General features: G+C 64.8%; 23 protein-coding genes, 1 tRNA gene and 2 pseudogenes. 8 read left to right on the forward strand and 18 right to left on the reverse strand.

What is annotated here, in order from left to right; all coding sequences use genetic code 11:
* Positions 1–7: 7 nt before the first annotated feature.
* Genes JN280_RS00750 through JN280_RS00775 form a run of 6 tightly spaced genes read right to left on the reverse strand, consistent with a single transcriptional unit; the run spans position 8 to position 6,538 of the window.
* Positions 8–1,177 (reverse strand): ABC transporter substrate-binding protein, encoded by a 1,170-nt coding sequence (locus JN280_RS00750; protein ID WP_202309644.1) that lies wholly within the window; start codon positions 1,175–1,177, stop codon positions 8–10.
* Between the two features lie 43 nt (positions 1,178–1,220).
* A complete protein-coding gene (locus JN280_RS00755; RefSeq protein WP_244742754.1) occupies positions 1,221–2,240 on the reverse strand; it encodes a branched-chain amino acid ABC transporter permease in 1,020 nt (339 codons plus the stop codon).
* 29 nt (positions 2,241–2,269) lie between these two features.
* A complete protein-coding gene (locus JN280_RS00760; RefSeq protein WP_202309646.1) occupies positions 2,270–3,142 on the reverse strand; it encodes a branched-chain amino acid ABC transporter permease in 873 nt (290 codons plus the stop codon).
* Positions 3,142–4,983 carry an AMP-dependent synthetase/ligase gene (locus tag JN280_RS00765; protein WP_202309647.1) on the reverse strand — a complete coding sequence of 614 codons (1,842 nt, stop codon included), beginning with the start codon at positions 4,981–4,983 and terminating at the stop codon, positions 3,142–3,144. Before JN280_RS00765 ends, JN280_RS00760 begins: the two co-directional genes overlap by 1 nt.
* On the reverse strand, positions 4,980–5,753 hold the full coding sequence (locus JN280_RS00770; protein ID WP_202309648.1) for an ABC transporter ATP-binding protein: 774 nt from the start codon (positions 5,751–5,753) through the stop codon (positions 4,980–4,982). Before JN280_RS00770 ends, JN280_RS00765 begins: the two co-directional genes overlap by 4 nt.
* Complete coding sequence (locus tag JN280_RS00775) at positions 5,750–6,538, reverse strand: ABC transporter ATP-binding protein (protein WP_244742757.1); 789 nt, start codon at positions 6,536–6,538, stop codon at positions 5,750–5,752. Before JN280_RS00775 ends, JN280_RS00770 begins: the two co-directional genes overlap by 4 nt.
* 311 nt (positions 6,539–6,849) lie before the next feature.
* Here JN280_RS00775 and JN280_RS00780 point away from each other — a divergent pair, with 311 nt between their 5' ends.
* The 6 genes from JN280_RS00780 to bktB are packed head-to-tail and all read left to right on the forward strand — an operon-like array spanning position 6,850 to position 12,365.
* Positions 6,850–7,695, forward strand: coding sequence for an enoyl-CoA hydratase/isomerase family protein (locus JN280_RS00780; RefSeq protein WP_202309650.1), 846 nt, complete (start codon positions 6,850–6,852; stop codon positions 7,693–7,695).
* Positions 7,692–8,453, forward strand: a complete 762-nt coding sequence (locus JN280_RS00785; protein ID WP_202309651.1) for a TetR/AcrR family transcriptional regulator — start codon at positions 7,692–7,694, stop codon at positions 8,451–8,453. Before JN280_RS00780 ends, JN280_RS00785 begins: the two co-directional genes overlap by 4 nt.
* The gene (locus tag JN280_RS00790) at positions 8,453–10,015 is read left to right on the forward strand and encodes a class I adenylate-forming enzyme family protein (protein ID WP_202309652.1); all 1,563 of its coding nucleotides are present in this window, start codon (positions 8,453–8,455) and stop codon (positions 10,013–10,015) included. The genes JN280_RS00785 and JN280_RS00790 overlap by 1 nt, the downstream gene beginning before the upstream one ends.
* On the forward strand, positions 10,012–10,482 hold the full coding sequence (locus tag JN280_RS00795; protein ID WP_202309653.1) for a PaaI family thioesterase: 471 nt from the start codon (positions 10,012–10,014) through the stop codon (positions 10,480–10,482). The genes JN280_RS00790 and JN280_RS00795 overlap by 4 nt, the downstream gene beginning before the upstream one ends.
* The gene (locus tag JN280_RS00800; RefSeq protein WP_202309654.1) at positions 10,479–11,147 is read left to right on the forward strand and encodes a transglutaminase domain-containing protein; all 669 of its coding nucleotides are present in this window, start codon (positions 10,479–10,481) and stop codon (positions 11,145–11,147) included. Before JN280_RS00795 ends, JN280_RS00800 begins: the two co-directional genes overlap by 4 nt.
* Positions 11,148–11,183: 36 nt before the next feature.
* Positions 11,184–12,365, forward strand: coding sequence for a beta-ketothiolase BktB (gene bktB / locus JN280_RS00805; protein WP_202309655.1), 1,182 nt, complete (start codon positions 11,184–11,186; stop codon positions 12,363–12,365).
* A gap of 508 nt (positions 12,366–12,873) precedes the next feature.
* Here bktB and JN280_RS39900 read toward each other — a convergent pair.
* From JN280_RS39900 to JN280_RS00840, 8 genes and pseudogenes are all read right to left on the reverse strand, one after another.
* A pseudogene (locus tag JN280_RS39900) lies at positions 12,874–13,053 on the reverse strand (efflux RND transporter permease subunit); the annotation flags it as partial.
* A gap of 1 nt (position 13,054) precedes the next feature.
* Positions 13,055–13,294, reverse strand: a pseudogene (locus JN280_RS39195) (efflux RND transporter permease subunit); the annotation flags it as partial.
* Positions 13,295–13,509: 215 nt separating this feature from the next.
* Entirely contained in the window at positions 13,510–14,718 is a 1,209-nt protein-coding gene (locus JN280_RS00815) for a TIGR03862 family flavoprotein (RefSeq protein ID WP_202314427.1), read from the reverse strand.
* A 478-nt stretch (positions 14,719–15,196) separates the two neighbouring features.
* Positions 15,197–15,970 carry an amino acid ABC transporter ATP-binding protein gene (locus JN280_RS00820; protein WP_202309657.1) on the reverse strand — a complete coding sequence of 258 codons (774 nt, stop codon included), beginning with the start codon at positions 15,968–15,970 and terminating at the stop codon, positions 15,197–15,199.
* Position 15,971: 1 nt separating this feature from the next.
* Positions 15,972–16,634, reverse strand: a complete 663-nt coding sequence (locus tag JN280_RS00825; protein ID WP_202309658.1) for an amino acid ABC transporter permease — start codon at positions 16,632–16,634, stop codon at positions 15,972–15,974.
* A complete protein-coding gene (locus JN280_RS00830) occupies positions 16,634–17,281 on the reverse strand; it encodes an amino acid ABC transporter permease (RefSeq protein WP_202309659.1) in 648 nt (215 codons plus the stop codon). The genes JN280_RS00825 and JN280_RS00830 overlap by 1 nt, the downstream gene beginning before the upstream one ends.
* A gap of 57 nt (positions 17,282–17,338) precedes the next feature.
* A complete protein-coding gene (locus tag JN280_RS00835) occupies positions 17,339–18,157 on the reverse strand; it encodes a transporter substrate-binding domain-containing protein (protein WP_202309660.1) in 819 nt (272 codons plus the stop codon).
* 444 nt (positions 18,158–18,601) lie between these two features.
* Positions 18,602–19,219: a TetR/AcrR family transcriptional regulator gene (locus tag JN280_RS00840; RefSeq protein ID WP_202309661.1), complete on the reverse strand. Its 618-nt coding sequence runs from the start codon at positions 19,217–19,219 to the stop codon at positions 18,602–18,604.
* Between the two features lie 90 nt (positions 19,220–19,309).
* Here JN280_RS00840 and JN280_RS00845 point away from each other — a divergent pair, with 90 nt between their 5' ends.
* Positions 19,310–20,503, forward strand: coding sequence for an MFS transporter (locus JN280_RS00845; RefSeq protein ID WP_202309662.1), 1,194 nt, complete (start codon positions 19,310–19,312; stop codon positions 20,501–20,503).
* Between the two features lie 161 nt (positions 20,504–20,664).
* Here JN280_RS00845 and JN280_RS00850 read toward each other — a convergent pair whose 3' ends face one another.
* Positions 20,665–21,267, reverse strand: a complete 603-nt coding sequence (locus JN280_RS00850) for an NADPH-dependent F420 reductase (RefSeq protein ID WP_202309663.1) — start codon at positions 21,265–21,267, stop codon at positions 20,665–20,667.
* 34 nt (positions 21,268–21,301) lie between these two features.
* Complete coding sequence (locus tag JN280_RS00855; protein WP_244742760.1) at positions 21,302–22,054, reverse strand: 3-oxoacyl-ACP reductase family protein; 753 nt, start codon at positions 22,052–22,054, stop codon at positions 21,302–21,304.
* Positions 22,055–22,160: 106 nt separating this feature from the next.
* Here JN280_RS00855 and JN280_RS00860 point away from each other — a divergent pair, with 106 nt between their 5' ends.
* Entirely contained in the window at positions 22,161–23,090 is a 930-nt protein-coding gene (locus tag JN280_RS00860) for a LysR family transcriptional regulator (RefSeq protein ID WP_202309665.1), read from the forward strand.
* An 89-nt stretch (positions 23,091–23,179) separates the two neighbouring features.
* On the opposite strand, the gene JN280_RS00865 is transcribed toward JN280_RS00860, so the two are convergent.
* Positions 23,180–23,269, reverse strand: a tRNA-Ser gene (locus JN280_RS00865).
* 248 nt (positions 23,270–23,517) lie between these two features.
* Positions 23,518–25,941 carry a calcium-binding protein gene (locus JN280_RS00870; protein ID WP_202309666.1) on the reverse strand — a complete coding sequence of 808 codons (2,424 nt, stop codon included), beginning with the start codon at positions 25,939–25,941 and terminating at the stop codon, positions 23,518–23,520.
* Positions 25,942–25,951 lie beyond the last annotated feature (10 nt).

The following is a 25,951-nucleotide window of genomic DNA, read 5'->3' on the forward strand; positions in this document are numbered from 1 at the left end:
TGGCTCGTCAGTACTGGGTAAAGTCCTGCAGCGTCTTGAACGTCTTGTCCTTGGCATCGAGCTGGTAGATCTTCAGCGCCGTTCCGGACAGCTGCTTCTCGTTGTCGAAGCTGATCGGCGCGCTTACGCCCTGGGTGTCGAAATCCTTGAGGCCGCGGAGCCGTTCGATCGTGCACTCGCGCGTCAGTTCCTGGCCGCAGCGCTTCATCGCCTCGGCCAGCGAATGCAGGCCGACATAGGTGACGTAGGTATAGCGGTTGATGGCGGCGACCTCTTCGGGCGTGGCATATTTCTTGGCCTTCTCCATGAAGGCGTCGATGGCCGGGCCGTCGAGCGCGACATAATCGGCGACCAGATAGTCGTAGCCGGCGGGTGCCGAGAGATTGACCGAGGGCGGCATGTCCTCGCTCCACACGCCGGCGACCTGGAGGTCCAGGCCGAGCTTGCGCGCTTCGCCGAGGATGTTGGCCGCGCCCGCAATGATGCCGCCATTGGCCAGCACATTGACGCCCGCCTGCTTCATCTGGGCCATCTCGGCCGCGTAGTTCGCCGTGCCCTTCTTGAAGCGGACGCGGAGCGCGTCCTTGACGCCGAATTCCTTCACCGCCCTTTCGTAGCCCTGCTCGATCGCGCCGCCGAAATCGTCGTCCTGGCGGATCAGGCCGTAGACGGGGTTCTCCACCTTCATGTTGTCGTGGATATATTTCAGTTGCCCGTAGAAGGCGTCGGAATAGGACGCGCCGATGGTGAAGACCGACGGACGGACCGGTTCGTAGACCAGTTCGTTGGGCGCGGTGGTCACAACCGTCGGCAGGTTGTGCTCCTCGATCAGCGGCATCATGGCCAGCACATTGGCCGTGCCGGAGGTGCCGTTCAGCGCGAAGATGCCGTCGACCTCGATGAGCTTGGTCAGCGCCTGGAAGGAGCGGGCCGGAACATAGCCGTCGTCCTCGGTGACGACCGTGATCTTGCGGCCGTTGACGCCGCCGTTCTCGTTGATCTCACCGGCGGCAATCTTGGAGCCGACCGAAACCGCCTTGCCGATGAAGGAGGCGGGACCGGTCATGATGTTGACGTCGCCGATCTTGATCTCGGTGTCGGTGATGCCCGGGTCGGCTGCGTAGGCGGCTGTCGACGCCAGCAGTGCGGCGGCAAATGCGATAAGTCCGTTTCTCATTCCGTTTCCTCCTATGATGCCCGCCTCGCCGGTCTGTTGCCGGCTAATAGGCGAGCGGCCAGTTGCTCCAGTATTTGCGGATGTCGCGCCACAGTCCGATCAGCCCTTCGGGCTTGAGGCGCAGGAAGGCGACGATGACGATGCCGTAGGCGATGCCGCGGATCTCGTAGACATAGGTCGTGTAGAGGGTCGAATTCGGGTCGGCGAAGGCTTCGAAGAACAGCCGGATCGCCTCCGGCAGGAAAGACAGGAAGATCGCGCCCAGGATCGCGCCGGCGATCGACCCGAGCCCCCCCAGGATGATGATGGCGAGCGCCTCGATCGACAGGATCAGGGCGAACACGTCGATGTTGACGAAGCGGATCTGCAGCGAAATCAGCGCGCCGGCAATGCCGACGATGAAGGAACTGATCGCGAAGGCGAGCAGCTTGTAGCGGACGAGGTCGACGCCCATCACCCGCGCCGCTATATCGTGGTCGCGGATCGCCATCCAGGCACGGCCGATGCGCGTGCGCTGTATGTTGAGCGCCGCGAGGATGACGACCACGGTGATGCCGAGCGTCAGGAAATAGAGCGCCTTGCCACGCTGCAGGTCGACGCCGAGGACCTTGGCGCCGGAGACGAAGACGCCGTTCGGACCGTGCGTCACGCCTTCGGCATAGAGGATGATGTGATTGATGATGAAGGAGAAGGCGAGCGTGGTGATGGCGAGGTAGAGCCCCTTGAGCCGCAGCGACGGCACGCCGACGAAGACGCTGATCAGCGCCGCCATGAGACCCGCCGCCGGGATCGACAGCCAGACCGGCCAGCCGTAATCCATCATCAGGATGGCGTTGGTATAGGCGCCGACGGCGAGGAAGCCGGCCTGGCCAAGCGAAATCAGCCCGGTGGTGCCGGTCAGCATGTTGAGCCCGACGGCGCCGATGATGGCGATCAGCGCCGAAACCATCAGCGTGACCTGGTAGTTGCCGAGCAGGAACGGCGCGACGATCACTGCGGCCAGGAGCAGGCCGGTCCACGTCCAGACCGCCTTGCTGTCGCTCAGCGCGACAAGTTGGCCCATCGTTTCCTTGTAGTGTCCCGTGCGCATGGTCAGACCCGCTCGATTTCCTTGCTGCCGAACAGGCCGTAGGGACGGACCATCAGCACGATGACGATGACGATGAAGCCCGAGATCTCGCGCAGGCCCTGGCCGATATAGCCCTGGAAGAGGTTCTCGATGACGCCGATGGCGAGGCCCGCGGCGGCGGAGCCGATGACGGAGTCCATGCCGCCCAGGATGACCGCCGGAAAGGACTTCATGCCCTGGAACCAGAGATCCGGCGCCAGCTTGAAGTTGGCTGCGAAGAGCACGCCGGCGACCGAGGCGATCGCGGCGGAGAACATCCACGCCACGGCATGGATGCGGCTGACGCTGATGCCGACGAGCAGTGCCGCCGTCTCGTTGGCCGCCACGGCGCGCATGGCGATGCCCATGCGGCTGTAGCGCAGGAACGCCCAGCCGATCGCGGTCATCACGGCGAGCGCGGCGATCAGGTAGAGCTGCGCCGGGTAGAACGGGGCGGAGCCGATATAGACGACATCGGTCGAAATGCCGGCAGTGAAGTTGAACGGGTCGGGGCCCCAGATCATGATGGTGACCCCGCGCAGGATCACCGCCAGGCCGACCGTCACCATGACGATGGCGAAGATCGGCTCGCCGAGCATGGGACGGATGAAGATCCGCTCGAGAACCAGGCCGAGCAGCATCGAAATCGGGATTGTGAGGAGCATCAGCGGCACGAAGGAAAGGCCGAAGGTCGTCGACAGGGTATAGGCGATGTAGGCTGTCAGCATCACCAGTTCGCCCTGGGCGAAGTTGACCACGCCTGTCGACTTGTAGATCAGCGCGAAGCCCATCGCGATGAGACCGTAGGCGGCTCCGGAGACGAGGCCGGTCGAGACGAGAAGGACGAGGAAGTCCATCAGGCGGCGCTCCCGTAGATCATTGCGATCTCCTCGCGGAATTTTTCCTCGATGATCCTGCGGCGCACCTTCATGGTGGCGGTCAGCTCGCCGTCGTCATGGTCGAGTTCCTTGGCGAGGATGACGAATTTGCGGACGTTCTCGACTCGGGCGAAACGGTCGTTGACGCGGCGGACCTCGCCGCCGACCAGATCCCTGACCTTTTCGTGCTGGGCGAGCGAACGATAGGTCGTGTACTGGATGTCCTGCTGCTGCGCCCACTTGCCGGTGGTCTCGAGGTCGATCTGGATCAGGGCCGCGAGGAAGTTGCGGCCATCGCCGAGCAGGATCGCCTCCCTGATATAGGGCGAATCCTTCAGCGCGTTTTCGATCAGCGACGGGGTGATGTTCTTGCCGCCCGAGGTGATCAGTATGTCCTTCTTGCGATCGAGCACGTGGACTTCGCCGCCGTCCTCGACCTCGACGATATCGCCCGTATGCAGCCAGCCGTCGGAGAAGGCGCGTTCGGTCGCGGGCTCGTCGAACAGATAGCCCTTGAACACGCTGCGTCCGCGCAGCATGAGTTCCCCGTCGGGCGCCAGCTTCTGCTCCGTCCCGTCGATCAGCCTGCCCGAGCGGCCGAGCGTCGTGGCGCCGGGGCGCTGCGTGTGCGAGACGCCGGCGCTCTCCGTCATGCCGTAGATCTGGTAGACCGGCACCCCGAGGATCCAGAAGAACAGCAGAACTTCGGGCGACACGGTCGCGCCGCCGCAGAACCCCGCGCGCACACGGTTGATCCCCAGGAAATGCTGCAGGCTGCGGAAGCAGACCAGCCACAGGAGCGCGAACATGAGCCGGTCGGAAAGACCCGCGAGCCGGCCGCCATTGGCAAGGCGGCGTTCGGCGACGGGACGGCCGAGGCCGACGCACTTCTCGAACACCCATCGCTGGAAGGGCGTCGTGTCCTTGACCCGATAGAGGATGCTCTGCTGCATCTTTTCCCAGATGCGCGGGACGCCGAGGAACCCCTTGGGCGCGATCTCTCGCAGGTTGACGACGACCGTATCCACCGACTCGGCGAAGCTGACCGTGCAGCCCGTCACCAGTTGCATGACAGTGGAGAAGCTGCGCTCCGCGACATGACAGAGCGGCAGGTAGCAGAGAACGGAATAGCTGTCGCTGTCGAGGCCGTGGATCGAGACGACCTGGCCGGCGGAATGCAGCATGTTGCGATGGGTCAGCATCGCACCCTTCGGCATGCCGGTGGTCCCCGAAGTGTAGACGATGATGGCGACGTCGTCGGGTTTGCCGCCGGCGATCGCCGCGTCGATCACGCTGCCGAATTCGGCTTCCTTCGCTTCGCCGAGCTCCATCACCTCGGCGAAGGACATCAGCCCCTCCTGCGCATAGTGGCGCATGCCCTTCAGGTCGACGCAGATGATAGTCCCGAGGTCAGGCAGCCCTCCGTCGTTGCGGCGCGCCTCGAGAACCTTGTCGGTCTGTTCCTGGTCGCCGCAAACGACGATCCGGGCACGCGAATGGCGCACGATATATTGCAGCTCGGGCCAGGGATTGGTCGGATAGATGCCCAGGCAGGCGCCACCGGCCATCTGCGCGGCAAGATCGGCATAGAGCCATTCCGGGCTGTCGTCGCTTGCCACCGCAAGCCGGTCGCCCGGACGGAAGCCCAGAGCATAGAGCCCGATCGCCAGACGGCGGGCCTTGTCGAAATAGCCCTTCCAATCGGTGCGCAGCCACAGGCCGCGCTCCTTGACCCTCAGCGCCAGCGCGCTCCCCTGGGCTTCGGCCCGATGTTTGAGCACCTGCGGCATCGTCATCGCGGACAGGTTCTCCGTCGTCATGCCGCCCGCCTCGTTCCGAGATAGGCGTCGACGACGGCCGGATTGGCGGCCACTTCCGCCGGCCTGCCCTCTGCGATCTTGCGGCCGTGATTGACGACGCAGACATGGTCGGAAATGTCCATGACGATGCCCATGTCGTGCTCGACCATGAACACCGTCATGCCGAGTTCCTCCTTCAGATCGAGGATGAAGCGAGCGATGTCCTCGCGTTCCTCCTGGTTCATGCCCGACACCATCTCGTCGAGGAGCAGCAGCTTCGGCGAGACGGCCAAAGCGCGGCCGAGCTCGACGCGCTTCTGCTGGCCGTAGGACAGCGTGCCGACGACATGGTCGCGGATATCCTCGATCTCGAGGAAGTCGATGATCTCTTCGACGCGCTCGCGTGCCCGGATCTCCTCGCGGCGCGCCCGCCCCCAGAAGATGGCTGCCGAGAGCGGGTCGGCCTTGAGATGGGTATGCATTCCGACCAGCAGGTTGTTCACCACCGTCTCGTGCTTGAACACGGCGAGGTTCTGGAAGGTGCGCGCAATGCCGAGTCCCGCGAGCGCATAGGTCGGCAGCCTGGTGAGATCCTGGCCTTCGAACAGGATGCGGCCCGAGGAGGGGCGGAACACGGCGCTGATCAGGTTGAAGACCGTCGTCTTTCCCGCGCCGTTCGGCCCGATCAGGCTGTAGATCTGCCCTCGCTCAACACTGAGGCTGACCTCGTTCACGGCAGTCAGCCCGCCGAACCTTTTGCTGACGTGGTCGAGTTCGAGAAGCACGCTCACGACAGCCACCTCTTGCGACGCTTGTAGTGCTTGACGTCGCGCATGCTCTTGCGCTCGCCGCCGGAGAAGCCGAGATAGAATTCCTGGACGTCGTCATTGGCGCGCAGCTTCTCGGCGGCCCCGTCGAGCACGATGCGGCCGTTCTCGATGATGTATCCGTAGGACGCGACCTGCAGCGCGAGCTGCGCGTTCTGCTCGACCAGCAGCACGGTCAGCCCGTCGTCGCGGTTGAGCGCGATGATGGCGTCGAAGATGCCGTCCACGATCTGCGGCGCAAGGCCGAGCGACGGCTCGTCGAGCATGAGCATTCTCGGCCGCCCCATCAGCGCGCGGCCGATGGCGACCATCTGCTGCTCGCCGCCGGAGAGGTAGCCCGCGATCTGCGACCTGCGCTCCTTCACGCGCGGGAACAGCGCATAGACCCGGTCGAGCCCTTCGTGGCTTTCGGCGCGTGAACGGGTAAAGCCGCCCATCAGCAGGTTTTCTTCCACGGTGAGCGTGCCGAACAACGCCCTGCCCTCGGGGACCTGGAGCAGGCCGCGCCGCACGATGGCGCGCGGCGACTGTCCCGAGATCACGTCGCCCTCCAGATTGATGGCGCCGCTGACGATCTCGCCGTCCTCCTGGTAGAGCACGCCGGAAATGGCTTTCAGGATGGTCGATTTGCCGGCGCCGTTCGAGCCGAGCAGCGCGACCATGGCGCCTGCTGGGACATCGAGCGATACGTCCCGCACCGCCTCGATCGCCCTGTCGTAGAGAACCTGGACGTTCTTCAGAGACAGCACGGCGACACTTCCGACATCGATTGATGAACGCAACTTATCAACGTCATCGACGTGGGCTGCTCCGACTCATGGGCGCTCGACTTCGCGACGCAGACCGTCATCGACCCGAAGCTTCGTTTCGGCCCACAGACCGCAATTTCCAACGATTTTCCTCCCGATCGTCGCTTCGTTCTTCCCGCCCAGCCATCGCATCCAAAGAGGCTTGCGTCGTGACGGAGAATGATGAATTATCTTCATTAACAGTCACGGAAGGTTTTTTGTCAACGGGAAAAATGGCGTAGCCGGCGCTGACGCCAGTGGAGGATCGCTTCGTGGAAAAATCGGAATTCTCAGGCGCGCCGGTATCGCTCGACTGGCCCACGCCTCAGGTCGCGCGGCTCACGCTCGATCGCGGAACGGAATTCAATACGTTGGCCTTCGCCATGTTGCGCGGGCTCGACGAAGCGCTCGACAAGGCGCACACTGAAGGAGCGCGGGTCGCCATCGTGACCGGCAGCGGCAAGGCCTTCTGCTGCGGCGCCGAGGTCAGCTATTTCACCGATCCGTCATCGGATCTCGCCAACAATCCGCTCGCCATCCGCGAGCGCTACGTCAGGCAGATCATCCGCACCTTCCGCAAGCTGCGCGACATGCCTTTCGTCACCATCGCCGCGATCAACGGCTTCGCCTTGGGCGGCGGCTGCGAGATGGCACTTTCCTGCGATTTCCGGCTGATCGCGTCCAATGCCCGCATCGGCCTTACCGAAGCGCGGCTCGGCGCCGTACCGGGGGCCGGCGGCGTGCAGATGCTGTCGGCGGTGGTCGGACGGGCAAAGGCCCTCGAGATCATCCTGCTCGCTGACCAATGGTCGGCCGAGGAGGCTCTTTCCGCCGGGCTTGTCCATTCCGTGCATTCACAGGAAGCGCTCGACGACGCCGCCCTGGCGCTGGCGCGGCGACTGCTTCTGTGCAGCCCGATCTCGATCGCCGAATCGAAGCGGGCCATCAACCGCTGTGAAACATCAAGTGCGGACGAAGCGGACGAGATCGCGCTCGACGCCGTCGCAGCCGCCGCGAGCGGTGCCGATTGGCGGGAAGGCATGCGGGCCTTCCGGGAGCGGCGGCCGCCGCGCTTCGCCGAACATGGTATCGGCCGGCAGGGAAGCGGCAACAGATGAGCCCGGCCGCCCGCCGTCCCGTCTCGCGCCTGTCGCGCGAGAGGCGTGTCGCCGACATCATGAAGGCGGCGCGCGACGTGTTCAAGGAGAAGGGCTATGAGGAAGCCCTGATCTCGGAGATCGCAGAACGCGCCCAAGTCGTCGAAGGCAGCATCTATCGCTATTTCGAGAACAAGCGCGATCTTCTCGTGAAGGTGATCGAGGACTGGTACGAGACCATGCTCTCCGATTACGACCAGCAGCTTTCCGGCATCAGCGGCACGCGCAACCGCCTGCGTTTCATGATCTGGCGACACCTGGCGACGGTCCATGAGGACCCCGCGCTCTGTCACCTGATGTTCCAGTACCTGCGCGTCGGCCCCGACTACAGCTCCACTGGCGTCTACGACCTCAATCGCAAATATACGCGGCGAACGCTCGACATCGTGCGCGAGGGCATCGCTTCCGGCGAGTTGCGCCCCGATATTCCGCTGCGCCTGGTGCGCGACATGATCTATGGCTGCGTCGAGCACCGCACCTGGGCTTATCTTCGCGGCGAAGGGGATTTCGACACGAACCGCACCGCCGACGCCATCGTCGACCTCGTGCTTGCGGGGCTGCAAAAGACGGCCGGCCCGGCTATCGTCGCGCCCGAGCTGGCCGACCGGCTGGAACGCGTCGCCGAACGGCTCGAAGGGTTCGAAGCTCTCCAACCGCCGCGGGCATCGCCTCGCGGCGCCCGCAGCGCCAAGCCGGCACGACAGGGAGGAACCGCCTGATGACATCGTCGGGTCCAGGAACAGACACAACGCGGGCGGGACAACTGACCGTCTACGGCCTGTTTGCCGCTCAGGCCCGCCGCGATCCGGAAGCGATAGCGATCGAGCAGGGAATATTGAGGCGCAGCTACGGCGAGCTTCAGGAGCGCGTGCTGAGGCTTTCGGCGGCGTTGCGCGAACGCGGCGTCTCCCATGGCGACCGCATCGCGCTGCTCTCGGAGAACCGGCACGAATATGTCGAATTCGAACTCGCCGCCGCCTGCCTTGGCGCGATCGTCGCCTGCCAGAACTGGCGTCTCGCGCCTGGTGAAATCCAGCATTGCATCGATCTGGTGTCGCCTGTCATCGTCATCGTGTCGCAGCGTTATCGGGCGCTGCTCGACAGACTCGACCTGCACGGCCGACCAGCGCTGCTCATCGAGCGCGATCATGAGGCGCTGATCGCCGGGACGGCACCCCTGCCGATCCTGCCGCAGGTCGATCCCGAGGACGGGCTGGTCATCCTATACACCAGCGGTACGACGGGCCTGCCCAAAGGCGCGCTGATCAGCCACCGTGCCGAGATCGCCCGCATGACCGTGCTGCGCATGGACATGCGGGCGACCGAAGAGGACGGCTTCGTCGCCTGGGCGCCGATGTTCCACATGGGTTCGACCGACCAGGTGCTCGGAGCGCTGATGTCGGGCGCCACCGTCTTCGTGGTCGACGGCTTCGACGCCGAGGCGATCGTTTCGATCATGGAACGCAGCCTGCTCGGCTGGATGTTGTTGATGCCGGGATCGATCGAGCCTGTGGTCGAGCTGCTGAAATCGTCCGGGCGCAAGGCAAGGGGCATACGCGCCATCGGCGCCATGGCGGATCTGGTACCCAAGAAACTCATCGCCGAGCTCTCGGGCCTCACGAATGCGCCCTATCTCAACAGTTTCGGATCCACCGAAACCGGTCTGCCGCCGGCATCCTCCGTCCTGATTCCTCCCGGCACCCTTCCCGCCAGCCTGTCCAAGCGCAAGAGCTCGCTGTGCGACCTCAGGCTGGTCGACCCTGACGGCGACGACGTCGCCGACGGCGAACCCGGAGAGGCGGCGGTGCGCGGGCCGACCGTGTTCAGCGGCTACTGGAATGCCGAGGAGACCAATGCTCGCGACTTCCGCGACGGCTGGTTCCGCATGGGCGACCTCTTCCGGCGCAACCCGGACGGCAGCTACGATTTCGTCGACCGTGCGAAGTACATGATCAAATCCGGCGGCGAGAACATCTATCCGGCCGAGATCGAAAGGGTGCTGCTCGCCGATCCCAGGGTCAGCGACGCCATCGTGGTGCGCAAGCACGACGACAGATGGGGCGAAGTTCCCGTCGCCTTCGTCGCACGCAAGGACGAAACGCTCTCGACTGCGGAGATCGAGACGCTCTGCCGCTCCTCGCTCGCCGGCTACAAGCGTCCGAAGGAGGTGCATTTCATCGGCTTCGACGATTTTCCGCGCAGCACGACCGGCAAGATCCTGCGCCATGAGATGGAGCAACGCCTCAAGGCCGAGCAGCCAGCCGGATCAAAGGCGCGATGATGGATCAGCCGGTAGCACATGACGACGCCCGGCTCGTCGGCCAGGGCTGGTCGCGCATCCGCCCGAGCCGTTTCACGACTTTGATCGGCCCGATCTGGACGATCACGGTCAATGGACGCCAGCGATACGCCTTCATCGTCGAGGACAAGCACGACAACACCACCGATCGGGCCCATGGCGGCATGATCATGGCCTTCTGCGACGAGGCCCTTGGCCTCCATGCGCATGGCTTGAAGCCCGCTGACAGGTTGTTCACCGTCGGCTTCGAATGCCAGTTCGTGAACGGCGCCAAGATGGGCGACCTGGTCGAGATCGAGCCCGAGATCGTGAATGGCGGCCGGTCGCTGGTTTTCATGCGTGGAACCTGCAAGGCGGGTGAACGCGTGATTGCCACATGTTCCGGCATATGGAAAAGAGCGGGTGCCGCCCGAGGGGATCGAACCGCGCAGGATGGGAATGGAGGATGATGGACAAGCAGGACGCAACACTCGCGCCGACCAGGTTCATCGATTCGGGCTCTCCCGATGTCATCGCTTTCGCGCGTGAGCACGCTGGCGGAGGTTCCGACCGGGACCGCGCGATCCGGCTTTATTATGCGGTCCGCGACGGCGTCCGCTACGACATGACGACCTTCGGGCTCGATCCGGCACAGTTCGTGGCGTCGAACTGCCTGAAGGCGCCGTCGGCCTTCTGCGTGCCGAAGGCGATCGTGCTGGCAGCCGCGGCGCGCGCCGCGGGCATCCCGGCCCGGATCGGCTTCGCCAATGTCCGCAACCATCTGACCTCGCCGCGCATCAGCGCCATGATGGATACGGACCTGTTCCTCTGGCACGCCTACACGTCGCTTCTCATCGACGGCAAATGGGTCAAGGCGACGCCGGCCTTCGACATCGCGCTCTGCACCCGCCACAAGGTCAAGCCGCTCGACTTCGACGGCAGCGAGGATTCCATCCTCCACCCTTTCGACGAGGCCGGCCGCAAGCATATGGAATATGTCGATTTTCTCGGCGAATATGACGACCTGCCGTTCGAGACCTTCGCCGCCGAGATGCGCGCGCATTACCCGGTCATGCTTGAGACGCTGGAGCGCGAAAGGGCGGCGCGGCAACAGGACAATCAGCAAAGCGCCTGAGAGGGCGCGGACATCCAACGGATCCAAGGAGAAGACATGACGGAAAGCGTGGTGATCCTCGCGGGCGCGAGGACGGCGATCGGAACATTCGGCGGCGCCCTGGCCGGTCAGGAACCGGCGAAGCTCGGAGCGGCAGTCGCGACCGAAGCGATGAAGCGTGCGGGGATCGACAAGGCCGATGTCGGCCATGTCGTCTATGGCAATGTGATCCCGACGGGGCCGCGCGACGCCTATCTCGCCCGTGTCGCGTCGATCGAAGCCGGCATCCCGCAGGAGGTGCCGGCGATGACGCTCAACCGGCTGTGCGGCAGCGGTGTGCAGGCGATCGTTTCGGCCGCCCAGAACATCATGCTGGGAGACGCAGAGATCGCGCTGGCCGGCGGCGCCGAGGTGATGAGCCGCGCCCCCCATTATCTGCAGAGCGGCCGGTTCGGCCAGAAGATGGGCGACGCGGTCATGGCGGATGGGCTGACCGGCGTGCTCACCGACCCCTTCGGCAACGGCATCATGGGCATCACGGCAGAGAACGTCGCCGCACGCTGGTCGATCTCCCGCGAGGACCAGGACGCCTTCGCCGCGGAGAGCCAGCGCCGCACGGCTGCGGCTGCAGCCTCCGGCCATTTCGCCGACCAGATCCTGCCGCTCGAAGTGACGGCCGGCCGCAAGACCATCCAGTTCGACACCGACGAGCATCCCAAGCCGGACACGACGGCAGAGAGCCTTGCCGGGCTGAAGCCTGTGTTCCGCAAGGACGGCTCGGTAACCGCCGGCAATTCGTCGGGCATCAATGACGGCGCCGCGGCCATTGTGCTGACCTCGGAAGCGCGTGCGACGAAGGCCTCCCTCACTCCGCTGGCGCGCATCGTCGGCTACGCCCATGCCGGCGTCGAACCCGGCGTCATGGGCATCGGCCCCGTGCCGGCGGTGCGGGCGCTGCTCGCCCGCACCGGGCTCAAGACCGACGACTTCGACGTGATCGAATCGAACGAGGCCTTCGCCGCCCAGGCGCTCGCCGTGTCGCGCGAACTCGGCCTCGACCCGCAGAAGGTCAATCCCGACGGCGGCGCCATCGCGCTTGGCCACCCCGTCGGCGCAACAGGCGTCATCCTTGTCGTGAAGGCCCTGTCCCGTCTGAAGCGCACCGGCGGCCGCTACGGCCTCGTCACCATGTGCATCGGCGGCGGCCAAGGCATCGCGCTCGCCATCGAGCGCTGCTGAGGATAGCTGGAGCTACCCCTCATCCGACCTCGCCCTCTCGGGCAGGCCACCTTCTCCCACAAGGGGCTAGCGTGGGCACACAAGTGGTTTGGTTGGCCTGTCGAGAGGGGGGCGCGACGCGGACGCCCCCCTCTCCCCGTTCTTCACGGGGAGAGGGTAAGGGTGAGGGGCTCTTTTTTGCGACGTCTGCGCCGCCCCTCATCTGCCTGCCCGTCCTCCGCAGCAGCTGCGGAGGGTGGCATCTTCTCCCCGTGAAGGACGGGGAGAAGACGGACGGCCGCGACCACTCAGCCAACCTTCAAAGATGTGTGCCCACGCTAGCCCACAAGAGGGGAAGGGAACGGCTTGCAGCAGCGTCTCGGCCAATCGCAGACGTTGAAGATTTGCAGAGCCGGCCTGGCCAGGCTCCCGCCTTCTCCCCTTGTGGGAGAAGGTGGCCTCGCGAAGCGAGGTCGGATGAGGGGTAGCCTCGCTCGACCCCGCGCGGCTGAAATCAGTCCGCCGCCCCCTACTCCGCCGGCGCAGGCACTGCCTCGTCCTTGAGCTTCTCGCCCTTCCTTCGCCGACCCAGCGGATCCATCACGAAGACGTAGAACACCGGCACGAAGAACACCGCCAGCACCGTCGCCGAGATCATGCCGCCCGGCACGCCGGTGCCGATGGCATTCTGGCTGGCGGCACTGGCACCTCGATTCGAAATAAATGAGGCCAGGCGCGCCGTTCAGTTCGTCCTCGATCGGCCGCGTCACGCTCTGATAGATCTCTTCGGGCGACGCACCGGTGTCGTTGGTGCTGATCGACACCTGCGGCGGCGCGACATTGGGATATTGCGCGACCGGCAGCAGGGGCAGCGCGATCACCCCCGCAAGCACGATGAAGATCGCCACGACCCAGGCGAAGACGGGCCGGTCAATGAAGAAATGCGGCATGAAAGACGTCCTTGTTCAGTCCGGCGCGCCGCCGAAGCCCGTCATGTTCCGCGCGGCCCATCCGGGGCCGCTCGGCTTTCGGCCAGGAAAGCCAACCTTGCGCCGCGGGGCTCCGTCGCTGTCTCAACGGTGTCCGACACGACCCCGCGCAAAAAGGCGCTGCTGATCCATTGCTATTTTTGTGGTGCTCGGGCGTCGGCGCCGCGGTCGCGGGCTCAGCGTCGCAGCCACGCCTCGATCCCGCGGGCGGCGGCTCTCCCCGTCGCGAGGCAGGCGGTGAGCAGATAGCCGCCGGTCGGCGCTTCCCAGTCGAGCATCTCTCCGGCGACAAAAATGCCGGGCAGCGCCTTCAGCATATAGGCGTCGTCGACGCCCTCCCAGGCGACGCCACCTGCCGAGGAGATGACCTCGGCAATGGGACGCGGGGCGACCAGCGGGAGGGCGAGCGTCTTGATGCGGCGGGCCAGGCGCGCGGCGTCCTTGCGGTCATCCTCGGGAACGAGTTGCCTGAGCAGCGCCGCCTTGACGCCGCCGATGCCCGCACCCTTGCGCAGGCGGGTGGAGAAGCTCGCCTTGATGTCCTGCCGGCCGAGGTCACGGGCCAGCCGCTCCGAAGTCCTGCCCGGAGCAAGGTCGAGGGTGAGTACCGCGGTTCCTTCGCGCTCGAGCCGATCGCGCAGGGCCGCGGCATGCGCATAGACCAGGCTGCCCTCTATACCCGCGCCGGTCACGACGAATTCGCCCGGAACGCTGCCGGCATCTGACGAGGCGACGACCGACTTTATCGGGCTTCCCGCGAAGCGCTCCACGAATGCCGGGCTCCAGGCGACGTCGAAGCCGCAATTGGCCGGCCGGAAATCGCGGACTGTCACACCCTTCTCGCGCAGCCAGCCCGTCCAGGCCGCGTCCGAGCCGAGGCGCGGCCAGCTCGCGCCGCCGAGCGCCAGCAGGGCGGCATCGCAATCGACGACCGTCTCTCCTTCCGGCGTCCGGAAGACCAGCCCATCCCCGGCGAAGCCGATCCAGCGGTGCCGCGTCAGGATCGAGACGCCTTGGTCTTCGAGCCGGCCGCGCCAGGCGCGCAGGAGGGGTGACGCCTTCATCACGGTCGGGAAGACACGGCCCGAAGAGCCGACGAAAGTCTCGATGCCGAGACCTTCGGCCCAGGCCTTCACGTCTTCGGGCGTGAAGGCATCGAGCGCAGAACGGAGCCGGCCGGCGGCATCGCCGAAGCGCGAGACGAAGGAAGGATAGTCCTCGGAATGGGTGATGTTGAGGCCCGACTTGCCGGCGAGCAGGAACTTCCGCCCGAGCGTCGGCATGGCCTCGTAGACCGTCACGCCATGTCCTGCGGCCGACAGCGTTTCGGCTGCCGCCAGACCGGCAGGCCCGCCCCCGATGATCGCGATCCGGTCTCTTCTCAACGTTTCGACACCTGGCACCAGTGATTCCACCCCCCTGATAGCAAGGCATGGTCAGCCGGAGAACGGGCCATGGTCGTCCCGGATGCCTTTCGCAAGAGCAACCTTTTCTGGTGGCGCCGGCAATTCGAGGCCCGACGGCCGGGGCCCAGCGCGGCCCGCCGATTCGCGGCGCTCGTCATTGTTTTAGAAAGTGTTAATATTCATCAGCGCTAAATTGTCCCATGCGCTATGTCATCGCGATCGTCGGGCTGACAGTTTTCGGGCTTTGGGACTTCGGAAAGAACGGCGGGAACACCACCGCGTCAATTGTCGCCGAAGTCTTTCGCGTCGGGAGAGCCCTGGGGCTCTGAGGATCACGCCCCCCTGCCCTCTGTCCACTTCCCCTGGGCGGCATCCTTTTCCTTTCACATCGCATCCCAGCGGACATTTCTGAACGATGCAGCCTCAACCTTGCCGAGCCGCCGCCGATCGGCAGACGTCAGAAGCTGTTCCGCTCGCGATAGGTGCGCAGGAACGACCGGATACGTGCGTCCTGAGGATGGTGCAGGATGCGGCTCGGGCTGTCGACCCCTACCACCTCTCCCTCTTCCATGAAGACGACCTGGTCAGCCACATGGGCGGCGAAGCCCATCTCATGGGTCACCACCGCCATGGTCATCCCTTCGCCTGCGAGCGCCTTCATCACGTTGAGCACCTCACCCACCAGTTCGGGGTCGAGCGCCGAGGTCGGTTCGTCGAACAGCATCAGCTTCGGCTCCATGGCGACCGCGCGAGCGATCGCCACGCGCTGCTGCTGGCCTCCCGAAAGGCGGGAAGGGTGATTGGCCATCTTGTCGGCCAGCCCTACCTTGGCAAGCGCCTCGGCGGCGCGTCGACCGGCCTCGGATTTCGACATGCCCCGCACGCGGATCAGGCCCTCGGCCACGTTTTCCATGGCGGTCATATGGGGCCAGAGGTTGAACTGCTGGAACACCATGCCGATGGAACGGCGCATCTCGCGCAACTTGCGCCCCGACATCTTCCTGCCCGGAACCTCATAGCCGATCAGCTGGCCGTCGATGCGGACTTCACCGGAATCGTATTCCTCGAGGAAGTTGATGCAGCGCAGAAGCGTGGACTTGCCGGACCCCGAAGGTCCGATCAGGCACGTGACCTTGCCGGGCGGGATCGTCAGGTCGATGTTCTTCAACGCATGAAAGGGCCCGAAGTATTTGTTGACCTTGCGGATCTCGACGGATGACGCAGCCGGCATCTCAGGTCCTTTCAACCAGGTGACTGGTGATGCGCGCTTCGAGCCGGCGGCCGATGCGCGATATGAATTCGACCAGGCCCCAGAAGAACAGCGCCAGAACCAGGTTGGCCTCGACGTAGCGAAACGTCTCGGTGGACATGCGCTGCACCTGATAGAGCAGCTCCGGAACGGTAATGATCGACAGGATCACGGTTTCCTTCGTGAGGATGATGGAGAAGTTCACCAGCGCCGGCAGGGCGGACACCAGGCCGAGAGGCAGGATGATGCGGCGCACGATATCGATCTCGGTCATGCCGATGGCGCGCGCGGCCTCGATCTGCCCTGTCGGAACGGCGCGGAAGCCGGAGCGGAAGATCTCTGCGAAATAGGGGCTGCCATAGACGGTCAATCCTAGCAGGCCCGCCGGCAGCGCGTCGAGGCGCAGGCCTATGAGCGGCCCGCCATAATAGAGCACGAAAAGCTGGACGAGGAACGGCGTGCCGCGGATCACCTCGATATAGACCTGAATGGCCCACCCCGCCCAGCGGGGCGCATAGCGCTGGGCGAGCGCGATGAGCAAACCGAGCGCCATGCCGAAGACGGTGCCGAGCGCCCAGCACAGGATGGTGAAGGCGAAGCCTCGCAGGAGCGATGGGCCGTAATGCTGCAGGATGCTCCAATCCATCACACGGCCGTCCTGTGCTCGAGATACCGACCGAGCGCGGCCAGGCACAGATTGATGAGAAGATAGATACAGGCGGCGGCGATATAGACCTCGAGCGGACGGAACGTGGTCGCCGCCTGAGCCTGGCTGGCGCGGGTGATTTCCAGGATGCCGACGACCGAAACCAGCGACGAGGCCTTCACGAGCAAGATCAATTCGTTGATCAGGGCAGGCAGTGACAGCGCGACGGCTTGCGGAAGGATCACCCTGGTCCAGACGTCGAAGGGGCTCATGCCGATGGCCGCGGCGGCCTCGGCCTGTCCTTTCGGCAGTGCCGTGATCGCACCGCGCCAGATCTCCGAAATATAGGCGCTGGCGCAGACCCCCACGGTCACCACGGCCGCGAACATCGGCGGCACGTCCAGACCGACCACCGGCAAGGTGTAGTAGAAGACCAGCAGCTGCACCAGAAGCGGCACGCCGCGCAGGAAGCTGACCCATAGCGCGGCAAAGCGGCGAAGCGCGGGATAGGGCGACAGCCGCGCGGCGCAGATCAGCGTGCCGATCACCAGACCCAGCCCGATCCCCAGCACGGAGATCAGCAAGGTAAAGCGCGCCGCCCACAAAAGCGGCACGAAGCTCTCGAGGAAAACCGGGATGGAGAACATACGCGCCTCGCCTTGCCGGAAGGGGCGCGGGCGGACAGGACCCCGCCCGCAATCCGCTTATTTCATCGGCACTTCGCGCGGCAATTCGGTGTATCTGCCCAGCCACTTCTCCTGGATGGCCTGGATGCGTCCGTCGTCGGTCATCTTCAGCATTGCGTCGTTGATGGCCTTGGCGAAGCTCTCGCTGTCGGCCTCCTTGCGCAGCACCCAGGCGAAATATTTCTGTTCGCCGAACTGTGCCGGCGTGAAGAGGGCAAACGTCTCCGGGCGGTTCTTGACGAGATAGGTCAGGTTGGGCAGCGAACCGGCAACCGCGTCGAGGCGACCCGCGGCCAGATCGGCATAGGCTTCATCCGTGGTGCCGTATTCCTTAACGGTGACGCCGCCGAGCTTCTCGCCATAGGCTTCGAGCTGCTTGAACTGGGCAGTGCCCTGCTGCACGCCCACGGTCTTGCCCTTGATGTCCTCGGGCTTGGTCAGGTCGTTGTTGGAGGCGGCCTTCACGAGCGAGACGGTCGCGTCGGCGATCGGCAGGGTAAAGGTATACCGTTCCAGCCGCTCGGGCGTTATCGTCACCGGCGCAATCACGATGTCGAACTTCTTGACCTCGAGGCCCGGCAGTTCGGCTGTCCAGGGAATGTCCTGATAGACCGGCTCGGCGCCGATTTCCTTGGCGACCTGATCGAACAGATCCTTGGTCATGCCCTCATAGACGCCGTCCTTGAGCATATCGAAGGGCGCGTAGTGCATATCGGTCGCGGTGACGATCTTGCCGGCGGCCTTGACGTCCGCGAGCTGGTCGGCCTGCGCCGTGCCGGCGAGGCTGAGCGCGGCCAGGCCGAGCAGAGCGGCTTTGATGGTCTTGTGTGCTGTCATGTCATTGCTCCCTGTGGACTATCCGGTGACGCCGGTGTCGCGGCCCTGTTCGTGGGTACCGCCTAGAAGGCATGCGCAAGGCCGCTTTCGTCAACCGGATTGTGATGTCGATCGAAGCGCGGCTGCTGGAAATGGCCGCTGGTGAGGGTCCTCTGTTCCGGTTGTTGCTCTCCAGGCATCGGACGGCGTTCGCCGGGTTGAACGTGCCGCGTGTGCGGGCGCTGTGGCAGAGCTTGGAAATGGTCGGTGTCCCGACTGGTCAGGCGCTGATCGATGCGTTCAGGCCGAATGAGCGGCCGGCGCGCCGCCAGGCGGCACGCTGCGTTCATCGACCGCCGGTGGGCACCCGCTTTGTCACGAGTTGCTGGACAAGAAGCACAAGCCAACGGAATTTGCCTGCGGCAACCGGCGAATCGACACCTGCTTTCCGGGCACGGCAACGTCTCAACCGCGTGCCGGACTTGTCAGATACGCCAGGATCAGCCTGCGGCATTGGCCGGCCATGTCTCCGGCGATGGTGACGGGATGTCCTTCAACAGCGCGGTGAGCGACCGTTTCGAGAACGGTTTCGACGAGCGCCGCCGCATCCGCGAGGTCGAGATCCGGTGCTATCTCCTCACGATGCCCCGCCAGTATCTTCTCGATCGTCCTGGCGATCCTGCTGCTGATCTCAGCGTTCTTTTCGTCGCGCGCCACCCGCCTGGCAACCTCGATCAGCGTTCTGTGGAGTTCGGGCCCGTGCGGATGCGAGACAAGCCCCGCATGGATCATCGCGTCCACGCTTTCCCTCAGCGTCCCGCGTGAACCCTCCTCGATCGCCCGGACAAAGGTCGTGGCGAATTTCTCGCCGTAGTGATCGACAACCGCGGCCGCAAGCGCCTGCTTGTTGGGAAAGTACTGGTAGAGTGAACCGACGCTCACCCCTGCGCGCCCGGCGGCTCGTGCGGTGGTGAGGGTTTCGAATCCCTGCTCCGTCAAAAGCTGAGCGGTTGCGACGATGATCGCCTCGACGGTGGCGCATGCGCGCGCCTGCCGGGGAATTTTGCGTGGATTTACATCCATTTGGAGGACTCGCCGGGCTGCAGTTCGAATGCGAATACAAAATGTGAAAGATTCGTCACATATTCAAGCCTCGCGACAAGAGAGACCTCCATGAACCGCACAAAGCTCATTCTCGCGGTCAGCATTGCGCTGTCCGTCCTGGCAACAACGTTGATGCTGCCCATTCTCGCGCCGCTGATCCGCGAGTTGCATCTTTCCGTCAGCCAAGGCGGTCTGATGCTGTCGATCGGTTCGCTGGCCATGGTGATCACAGCACCTTTGTGGGGCACCGTCAGCGATCGCTACGGGCGCAAGGCAGCCATCGTTTCCGGCTTTGCGGGCATTTTCGTCGGCTTCGCGCTTTTCACCGTTGCCGTGCAGACCGGCTTGAGCGGAAGTCTGACGGTGACCGCCCTATTCATCGCCCTGACTGCCTCCCGCGCCTTTGTCGGCACATTCCTGTCCGCCGTTCCGGCGGGCGCTCAGGCGTTGATGGCCGACATCACGACCGCCCGGGAACGTTCGAGCGGCATGGCGATCATCGGCGCGGCAACCGGCCTGGGGCTTATCGTCGGCCCGGCCGTCAGTGGCCTTCTGGTGACCCACGGCATCATCTTGCCGCTGTTTGCCGCGACTGCGCTTTGCGTCCTCGGTGCCATGGTCGCCGCCTTCCTCCTGAAGACGGAACCGGCAAAACCGCGGGCCCCGGCGCATAATGTCAGCGTGTTTTCCGCCGCGCTGCAGCCCTGGCTTTTCGCCGGCATTCTGCTCTGGGTTGCTGTTGCAACGACCCAGATCAGCGCCGGCTTCTATTTTCAGGACAGGCTCGGCCTGGATACCGGCGCCGCCGCCAGGATGCTTTCCCTGGCGCTGACCCTTGTCGGCGCTGCGATGTTTGTCGTGCAATTGCTGCAGGTCGGATTTCTGCGGTTCTCGCCGCGCATTCTCGTCCTTGCCGGGGCGGGTCTCTGGATCGCCGGATTGCTTCTCCTGCTGTCGATGGCCGACGCCCTGTCCTACTGTCTCGCCTATACGCTTCTTGGTCTTGGCGCCGGTTTTCTCCTGCCCGGCGTCATGGCAGGAGCGTCGCTGGCCGCCGGCCACGACAGCCAGGGCGTGGCAGCGGGGCTGGTCTCGGCCTCTCAGGGCATCGGCTTCGTTATCGGGCCGGCCGTCAGCACGGCCCTCTACGAATGGGACAAGGCGTTGCCGTTCTGGATCCTCGCAGGCCTGATGCTGCTTCTCCTCCTCAAATTCGCGATCATTCCGCTCCGTTTTCCGCGGCTCGGCGACGCCGAGAGCTAGCCGGGGAGCGAGACGGGTCGGCTCAGGTCGACGAGATCGCGATGGCGCCGAGCATGGAGAACAGCCGTGAACATGGTGGCGGTTCGCTTTCGGTGGCCATGCCCTTCAGGGTCGCGGCCACCGGTTGGAAGAGACTGCGTTCATGCGAAGGCGATGTTCGATCAGCCGAACTTCACGAGGTTGAGCGCCGGGAGCGGTCCGCCGGGGAACTGGACGAGACGCCCACCGATCGAGATCGACCCGAGGTCGATGCCGAAGAAGCCGAGCCTGTCGATCAGCGCGCCGACTTCCGCCTTCGCTCCGGCTTCGTCGCCGGAATAGAACAGGACACGCCTGCCGCCTTCGGCGCGGGGATCGCCCGAAAGCAAATGCGGTTGCAGGTGGTTGAAGGCTTTCACCACCCGCGCACCCGGGACGAGGCTGGCGAAGACCTCGCTGGAAAGCCGGCCGTTCAGTTCGGCGGGCTTGAACAGCGGGGCTTCGACGGGATTGTTGGCGTCGATGACGACGCGGCCCTCGAAGTCCGGCAGGCCGGCGAGCGCGGCCGGCAGTTTCGACCAGTTCACGGCGACGAGGACGATGTCCTTCGAGGCCGCATCCTCGCGGGTGCCGGCTTCGATGGTCGGGCCGATGGCCGCGACGACATCCTTCAGGCTTTCCGGGCCACGGCTGTTGGCAAGCGTGGCCCGGATGTTGTTGTTGGCGAGAGCCGTTGCGAAGGCGCGACCGATATTGCCCGCGCCGATGATCCCGATGCTGTTCATGGGGTTCGTCCTTTTCGTGTTCGGGTTCGGGTGATCAGGCGGTGAGGCCACCGTCGGCGACGATGTCCGCGCCGGTGACGAAGGCCGCGTCAGGACTTGCCAGGAAGGCGACGACGCTGGCTATCTCGGCGGGCTGGCCGTAGCGGCCGATCGCCATGCCCGGGCCGACCATCTTGGCGACCGGACCGTCCGCCGGGTTCATGTCGGTATCGGTCGGGCCGGGATGAACCGTGTTGACGGTGATGCCCTTCGGGCCAAGATCGCGCACGAGGCTGCGGTTGAAGCCGGTGATCGCCCCCTTGGTCAAGGTGTAGAGGGAGGCGGTCGGAAAGGCGGCATAGCGCGTCATCGACGAGCCGATCTGAATGATGCGCCCTCCCGGCTTCATATGGCGAACCGCTTCCTGGGTCGCAACGAACACGCCCGTGACATTGACGGCTATCATCCGCTCATAGGCCTCGAAGGTGACATCCTCGATCGAGCCGCCGAGTCCGAGGCCGGCATTGTTGACGAGAATGTCGAGGCCGCCGAACGCCGAGACAGTCTTCGCCACAGAGGCCCGGACCGCATCGGGATTGCCGGCATCGGCCTCGATGGCGAAGGCCTTGCCGCCCGCCGCCTCGATGTCGGCGACGACCTGGCGAGCCTTGTCGGGCGACGCGCTGTAGGTGATGGCGACCGCCGCGCCATCCGCAGCAAGTTTTTTTGCTATGGCCGCGCCGATCGAGCGCGAACCACCGGTGACGAGGGCGGCCTTGCCGGCCAGGGGACGGGCATGCTGGGTCATGGACTTCACTCCGTTCGGGTTTCGACGGAGAGAAGATGGCCTGTTTATTTCCATGCGATTAGCGGGTAATGGCTTGAGCTAATTTCAAGTGATCATTGAAGGTAACATGGAGACGCTTGCCAATCTCGAAAGTTTCGTCAGAAGCGCCGAGGCCTCCAGCTTCTCGGGCGCCGCTCGGCGCATGTCGCTGACGCCAGCCGCAGTCAGCCGGAACGTGGCCATGCTGGAGCGGAATCTGGGGGTGCGGCTGTTCCAGCGCTCCACCCGCAAGCTCGTCCTGACCGAAGCGGGCGAACGGTTCCTCCAGTCGATCGGCGACAGCCTCGAAGCCTTGCAGGAGGCGATCGCCGACGCCTCGTCCGGAGCCTCGGAGCCGATGGGCGTACTGAAGGTCAGCCTCAGTCCCACCTTCGGCGTCACCCATATCCTGCCTCTGTTGCCGGAACTGCTCAGCAGATACCCGCTCATCCGGCCGGAATGGCATTTCGAGAACCGGCCGGTCGATCTCGTCGCCGAGGGTTATGACGCGGCGATCGGCGGAGGCTTCGATCTGGCGCCAGGCATTGTGGCCCGCACTCTGGCGCCAGCGCATATCATCGCCGTCGCTTCACCGGCCTATATGGCGGAACGCACACCGCCGACGGATCCGGCAGGGCTCTCGCAGTTCGACGGCATCGTCATGCGGTCCCTCAGAACCGGCCGGATCCGTCATTGGTCCATGCGTGACGCGGCGAGAACGCAGATGATGGCGATGCTGCCCGAAACCGTCGTCGTCAACGACCCGGCCGCGATGCGTAAGGCCGCAAGGCTCGGTCTCGGCGTGACGATGCTCGCGGTGCCCGATGTCCTTCAGGAGTTAGAGAACGGCAGCCTCATCCGCCTTCTCCCGCAGTGGTATGCCGATGCGGGCGCAATTTCCCTCTACTACGCCTCACGCACCCTGCTGCCGGCCAAGACGAGGGCGTTCGTCGATCTCGTGGCGGAGGTGTTCAAACGAGACCGGCTGGCCGAGCGGTTCGCCGGCAGCCTCGGATGACAGACGCCAGGCCACTGATCGGGGGCAAACGGCGGCGTCTTGCCTGGCCATCTTGCGGGACATTGCGCCAGGGACGCTATCGGCGGGGCTGGCGGAGAGAAAGGGATTCGAACCCTTGATACGGTTTCCCGTATACACGCGTTCCAGGCGTGCGCCTTCAACCACTCGGCCACCTCTCCGCATGCGCCGCCGGCTGACAAGCGAAGCGGCGCGGGGCTGATCTAGTCGATAGTTGGCGAATTGCCAAGCCATCCCGTGCATCTTTTGGCAAAGCCGCCGCAGAACCATTCCCGGTACCGTGGGGACACGGCGGCACCGGCCCATCGCTCGGTCGGAACCGATGGCGCGGGATACCGGACGCGCCCCGCCCGACGCGCTCCCACGGCTCGATCGCCCCCGCGCGCCGACCGGTTCTGTTGTCTTGCGGTCAGATCACGAAGAAGTCGCCGCTGGTCAGCGCGAGGCCTGCGGAGACCGTGGCGAAGTGGATGGCGGCGCCGGAACCGGAGCCGTCGGCATCGAAGGAGATCGCGCCCGTCGCCTTGTTGTAGATGATGCGATCCTGCGCGTGGGCCGCCGCCGCGCCGGTATGGAAGGCACCAGCCGCCAGCCAGCCCTCGGCCAGTCCCTTGAACGCCGCATTGTCCAGCCGGATCGTGTCGGCCGCGACGTTGAAGTCGGTGATGCGGTCGACATTGGTCGTCCGGTTGAGCGAAGTGTTGAACAGGAAGGTGTCGGAGCCGGCGCCGCCGGTCAGCGTGTCGTTGCCCCAGCCACCGGACAGCACATTGTTGCCCGCAGTGCCGACGACGACATTGTTGAGCGTGTTGCCCGTGCCCCAAACCGCGGAGCCGGTGAGCGTCAGGTTTTCGACATAGGTGGCCAGCGTATGGTTCACCGACGAGATCACGCGGTCGGTGCCCTGGCCCGCAACCTCGACGACGACATCCCTGGCGTTGTCGACATAATAGGTGTCATTGCCGGCACCGCCGACCAGGCGATCCGCCCCCGTGCCGCCGTTCAGCGTGTTGGCGAGCGCATTGCCCGTGATCACGTTGTTCAGCGTGTTGCCCACGCCGACCAGCGCCGAACCGGTAAGGGTCAGGTTCTCCAGATTGGCGCCCAGCGAGTAGTTGACCGAAGACCGAACCGTGTCGGTGCCGGCACTGGCCGACTCGACGATCGTGTCGCCGCCGTCGGTGACATAGGTGTCATTGCCCGCACCGCCGACCAGGCGATCCGCCCCTGTGCCGCCATTCAGCGTGTTGGCCAGCGCATTGCCCGTGATCACGTTGTTGAGCGTGTTGCCCACGCCCACCAGCGCCGAGCCGATGAGGGTCAGGTTCTCCAGATTGGCGCCCAGCGTGTAGTTGACCGAAGACCGCACCGTGTCGGTGCCGGCACTGGCCGACTCGACGATCGTGTCGCCGCCATCGGTGACATAGGTGTCATTGCCCGCACCGCCGACCAGGCGATCCGCCCCCGTGCCGCCGTTCAGCGTGTTGGCCAGCGCATTGCCCGTGATCACGTTGTTGAGCGTGTTGCCCACGCCCACCAGCGCCGAGCCGATGAGGGTCAGGTTCTCCAGATTGGCGCCCAGCGTGTAGTTGACCGAAGACCGCACCGTGTCGGTGCCGGCATTGGCCGCCTCGACGATCGTGTCGCCGCCATCGGTGCCATAGGTGTCGTTGCCGGCACCGCCGACCAGGCGATCGGCCCCCGTGCCGCCGTTCAGCGTGTTGGCCAGCGCATTGCCCGTGATCACGTTGTTGAGTGTGTTGCCCACGCCCACCAGCGCCGAGCCGATGAGGGTCAGGTTCTCCAGATTGGCGCCCAGCGTGTAGTTGACCGAAGACCGCACGGTGTCGGTGCCGGCATTGGCCGACTCGACGATCGTGTCGCCGCCGTCGGTGACATAGGTATCGTTGCCGGCGCCACCAACCAGGCGATCCGCCCCTGTGCCGCCATTCAGCGTGTTGGCCAGCGCATTACCCGTGATGACGTTGTTGAGCGTGTTGCCCACGCCGGCCAGCGCCGAACCGCTCAGGGTCAGGTTCTCCAGATTGGAGCCCAGCGTGTAGCTCACCGACGAGATCACAAGATCCGCGCCCTGGCCAGCAACCTCCACCACGACGTCCCCGGTACTGTCGACATAGTAGATGTCGTTGCCCAGCCCTCCGACCAGACGATCGTTGCCGGCACCGCCGTTCAGCGTGTCGTTGCCGACGCCGCCCTCGATCAGGTCGTTGCCGAGGCCGCCGCCGAGGACGTCATTGCCGGCATTGCCGCGAACTGTGTCGTTGAAGCGCGTGCCGTTATAGACGTCGTTGCCGGCCGACCCCACGACATTGTGGGCCTCCGCCCAGATGTAATCCTTGAGCAAGGTCGGATCAGACCGGCCGCCGTCATGTCCGCCACCCATCAGGCCGTTGACCGTGTCATGCATCGGACCGCGCACGCCATAGGCGTTGGAGATGGAGAGGCCGCTGATTTCGATCGCGGTCGACACGCCGGTGATGCGCCCGCTGGCGTCGAGATCGAACGAGCCGTCGGAGTTGTAGGAGCCTCCGAGCGTCGAGAGGCGGACGGTGGTCAGCGTTCCGCTCAGCGTATGGCCGTTGAAGTAATATTTGATGTCGCTGCCGTCGACGACGATCGCCTTTGTATCGGCCGGATTCGTCGCGACCTTGTCCAGAAGGACGATCTGGCTGCCCTCGAAAGTGCTCGCTCCGCCGAGGATGTAAGGCCAGCCGGTAGGCACAAGCGTAGCGAAGTAGCTCGCGAAATAGGTATCGAAATTGACGCCGGACGGCGAATCGGAGGTCGTGTTCAGCGTAATCGTGAGCGTCATCGTCTTTCTC

The organism is Mesorhizobium sp. L-8-10 (assembly GCF_016756635.1).
In the GTDB taxonomy this organism is placed as follows: Bacteria; Pseudomonadota; Alphaproteobacteria; order Rhizobiales; family Rhizobiaceae.

Excerpts from the sequence above, each read along its gene's own strand:
- JN280_RS00850 (WP_202309663.1), bottom strand. The coding sequence starts at position 21,267 with ATGAACAGCATCGGGATCATCGGCGCGGGCAATATCGGTCGCGCCTTC.
- JN280_RS00830 (WP_202309659.1), bottom strand. The coding sequence starts at position 17,281 with ATGTTCTCCATCCCGGTTTTCCTCGAGAGCTTCGTGCCGCTTTTGTGG.
- JN280_RS00845 (WP_202309662.1), top strand. The coding sequence starts at position 19,310 with ATGAACCGCACAAAGCTCATTCTCGCGGTCAGCATTGCGCTGTCCGTC.
- bktB (WP_202309655.1), top strand. The coding sequence starts at position 11,184 with ATGACGGAAAGCGTGGTGATCCTCGCGGGCGCGAGGACGGCGATCGGA.
- JN280_RS00840 (WP_202309661.1), bottom strand. The coding sequence starts at position 19,219 with ATGGATGTAAATCCACGCAAAATTCCCCGGCAGGCGCGCGCATGCGCC.
- JN280_RS00800 (WP_202309654.1), top strand. The coding sequence starts at position 10,479 with ATGATGGACAAGCAGGACGCAACACTCGCGCCGACCAGGTTCATCGAT.
- JN280_RS00750 (WP_202309644.1), bottom strand. The coding sequence starts at position 1,177 with ATGAGAAACGGACTTATCGCATTTGCCGCCGCACTGCTGGCGTCGACA.
- JN280_RS00855 (WP_244742760.1), bottom strand. The coding sequence starts at position 22,054 with ATGACCCAGCATGCCCGTCCCCTGGCCGGCAAGGCCGCCCTCGTCACC.
- JN280_RS00860 (WP_202309665.1), top strand. The coding sequence starts at position 22,161 with ATGGAGACGCTTGCCAATCTCGAAAGTTTCGTCAGAAGCGCCGAGGCC.
- JN280_RS00785 (WP_202309651.1), top strand. The coding sequence starts at position 7,692 with ATGAGCCCGGCCGCCCGCCGTCCCGTCTCGCGCCTGTCGCGCGAGAGG.
- JN280_RS00870 (WP_202309666.1), bottom strand. The coding sequence starts at position 25,941 with ATGACGCTCACGATTACGCTGAACACGACCTCCGATTCGCCGTCCGGC.
- JN280_RS00790 (WP_202309652.1), top strand. The coding sequence starts at position 8,453 with ATGACATCGTCGGGTCCAGGAACAGACACAACGCGGGCGGGACAACTG.
- JN280_RS00755 (WP_244742754.1), bottom strand. The coding sequence starts at position 2,240 with ATGGGCCAACTTGTCGCGCTGAGCGACAGCAAGGCGGTCTGGACGTGG.
- JN280_RS00795 (WP_202309653.1), top strand. The coding sequence starts at position 10,012 with ATGATGGATCAGCCGGTAGCACATGACGACGCCCGGCTCGTCGGCCAG.
- JN280_RS00765 (WP_202309647.1), bottom strand. The coding sequence starts at position 4,983 with ATGACGACGGAGAACCTGTCCGCGATGACGATGCCGCAGGTGCTCAAA.
- JN280_RS00835 (WP_202309660.1), bottom strand. The coding sequence starts at position 18,157 with ATGACAGCACACAAGACCATCAAAGCCGCTCTGCTCGGCCTGGCCGCG.
- JN280_RS00825 (WP_202309658.1), bottom strand. The coding sequence starts at position 16,634 with ATGGATTGGAGCATCCTGCAGCATTACGGCCCATCGCTCCTGCGAGGC.
- JN280_RS00820 (WP_202309657.1), bottom strand. The coding sequence starts at position 15,970 with ATGCCGGCTGCGTCATCCGTCGAGATCCGCAAGGTCAACAAATACTTC.
- JN280_RS00760 (WP_202309646.1), bottom strand. The coding sequence starts at position 3,142 with ATGGACTTCCTCGTCCTTCTCGTCTCGACCGGCCTCGTCTCCGGAGCC.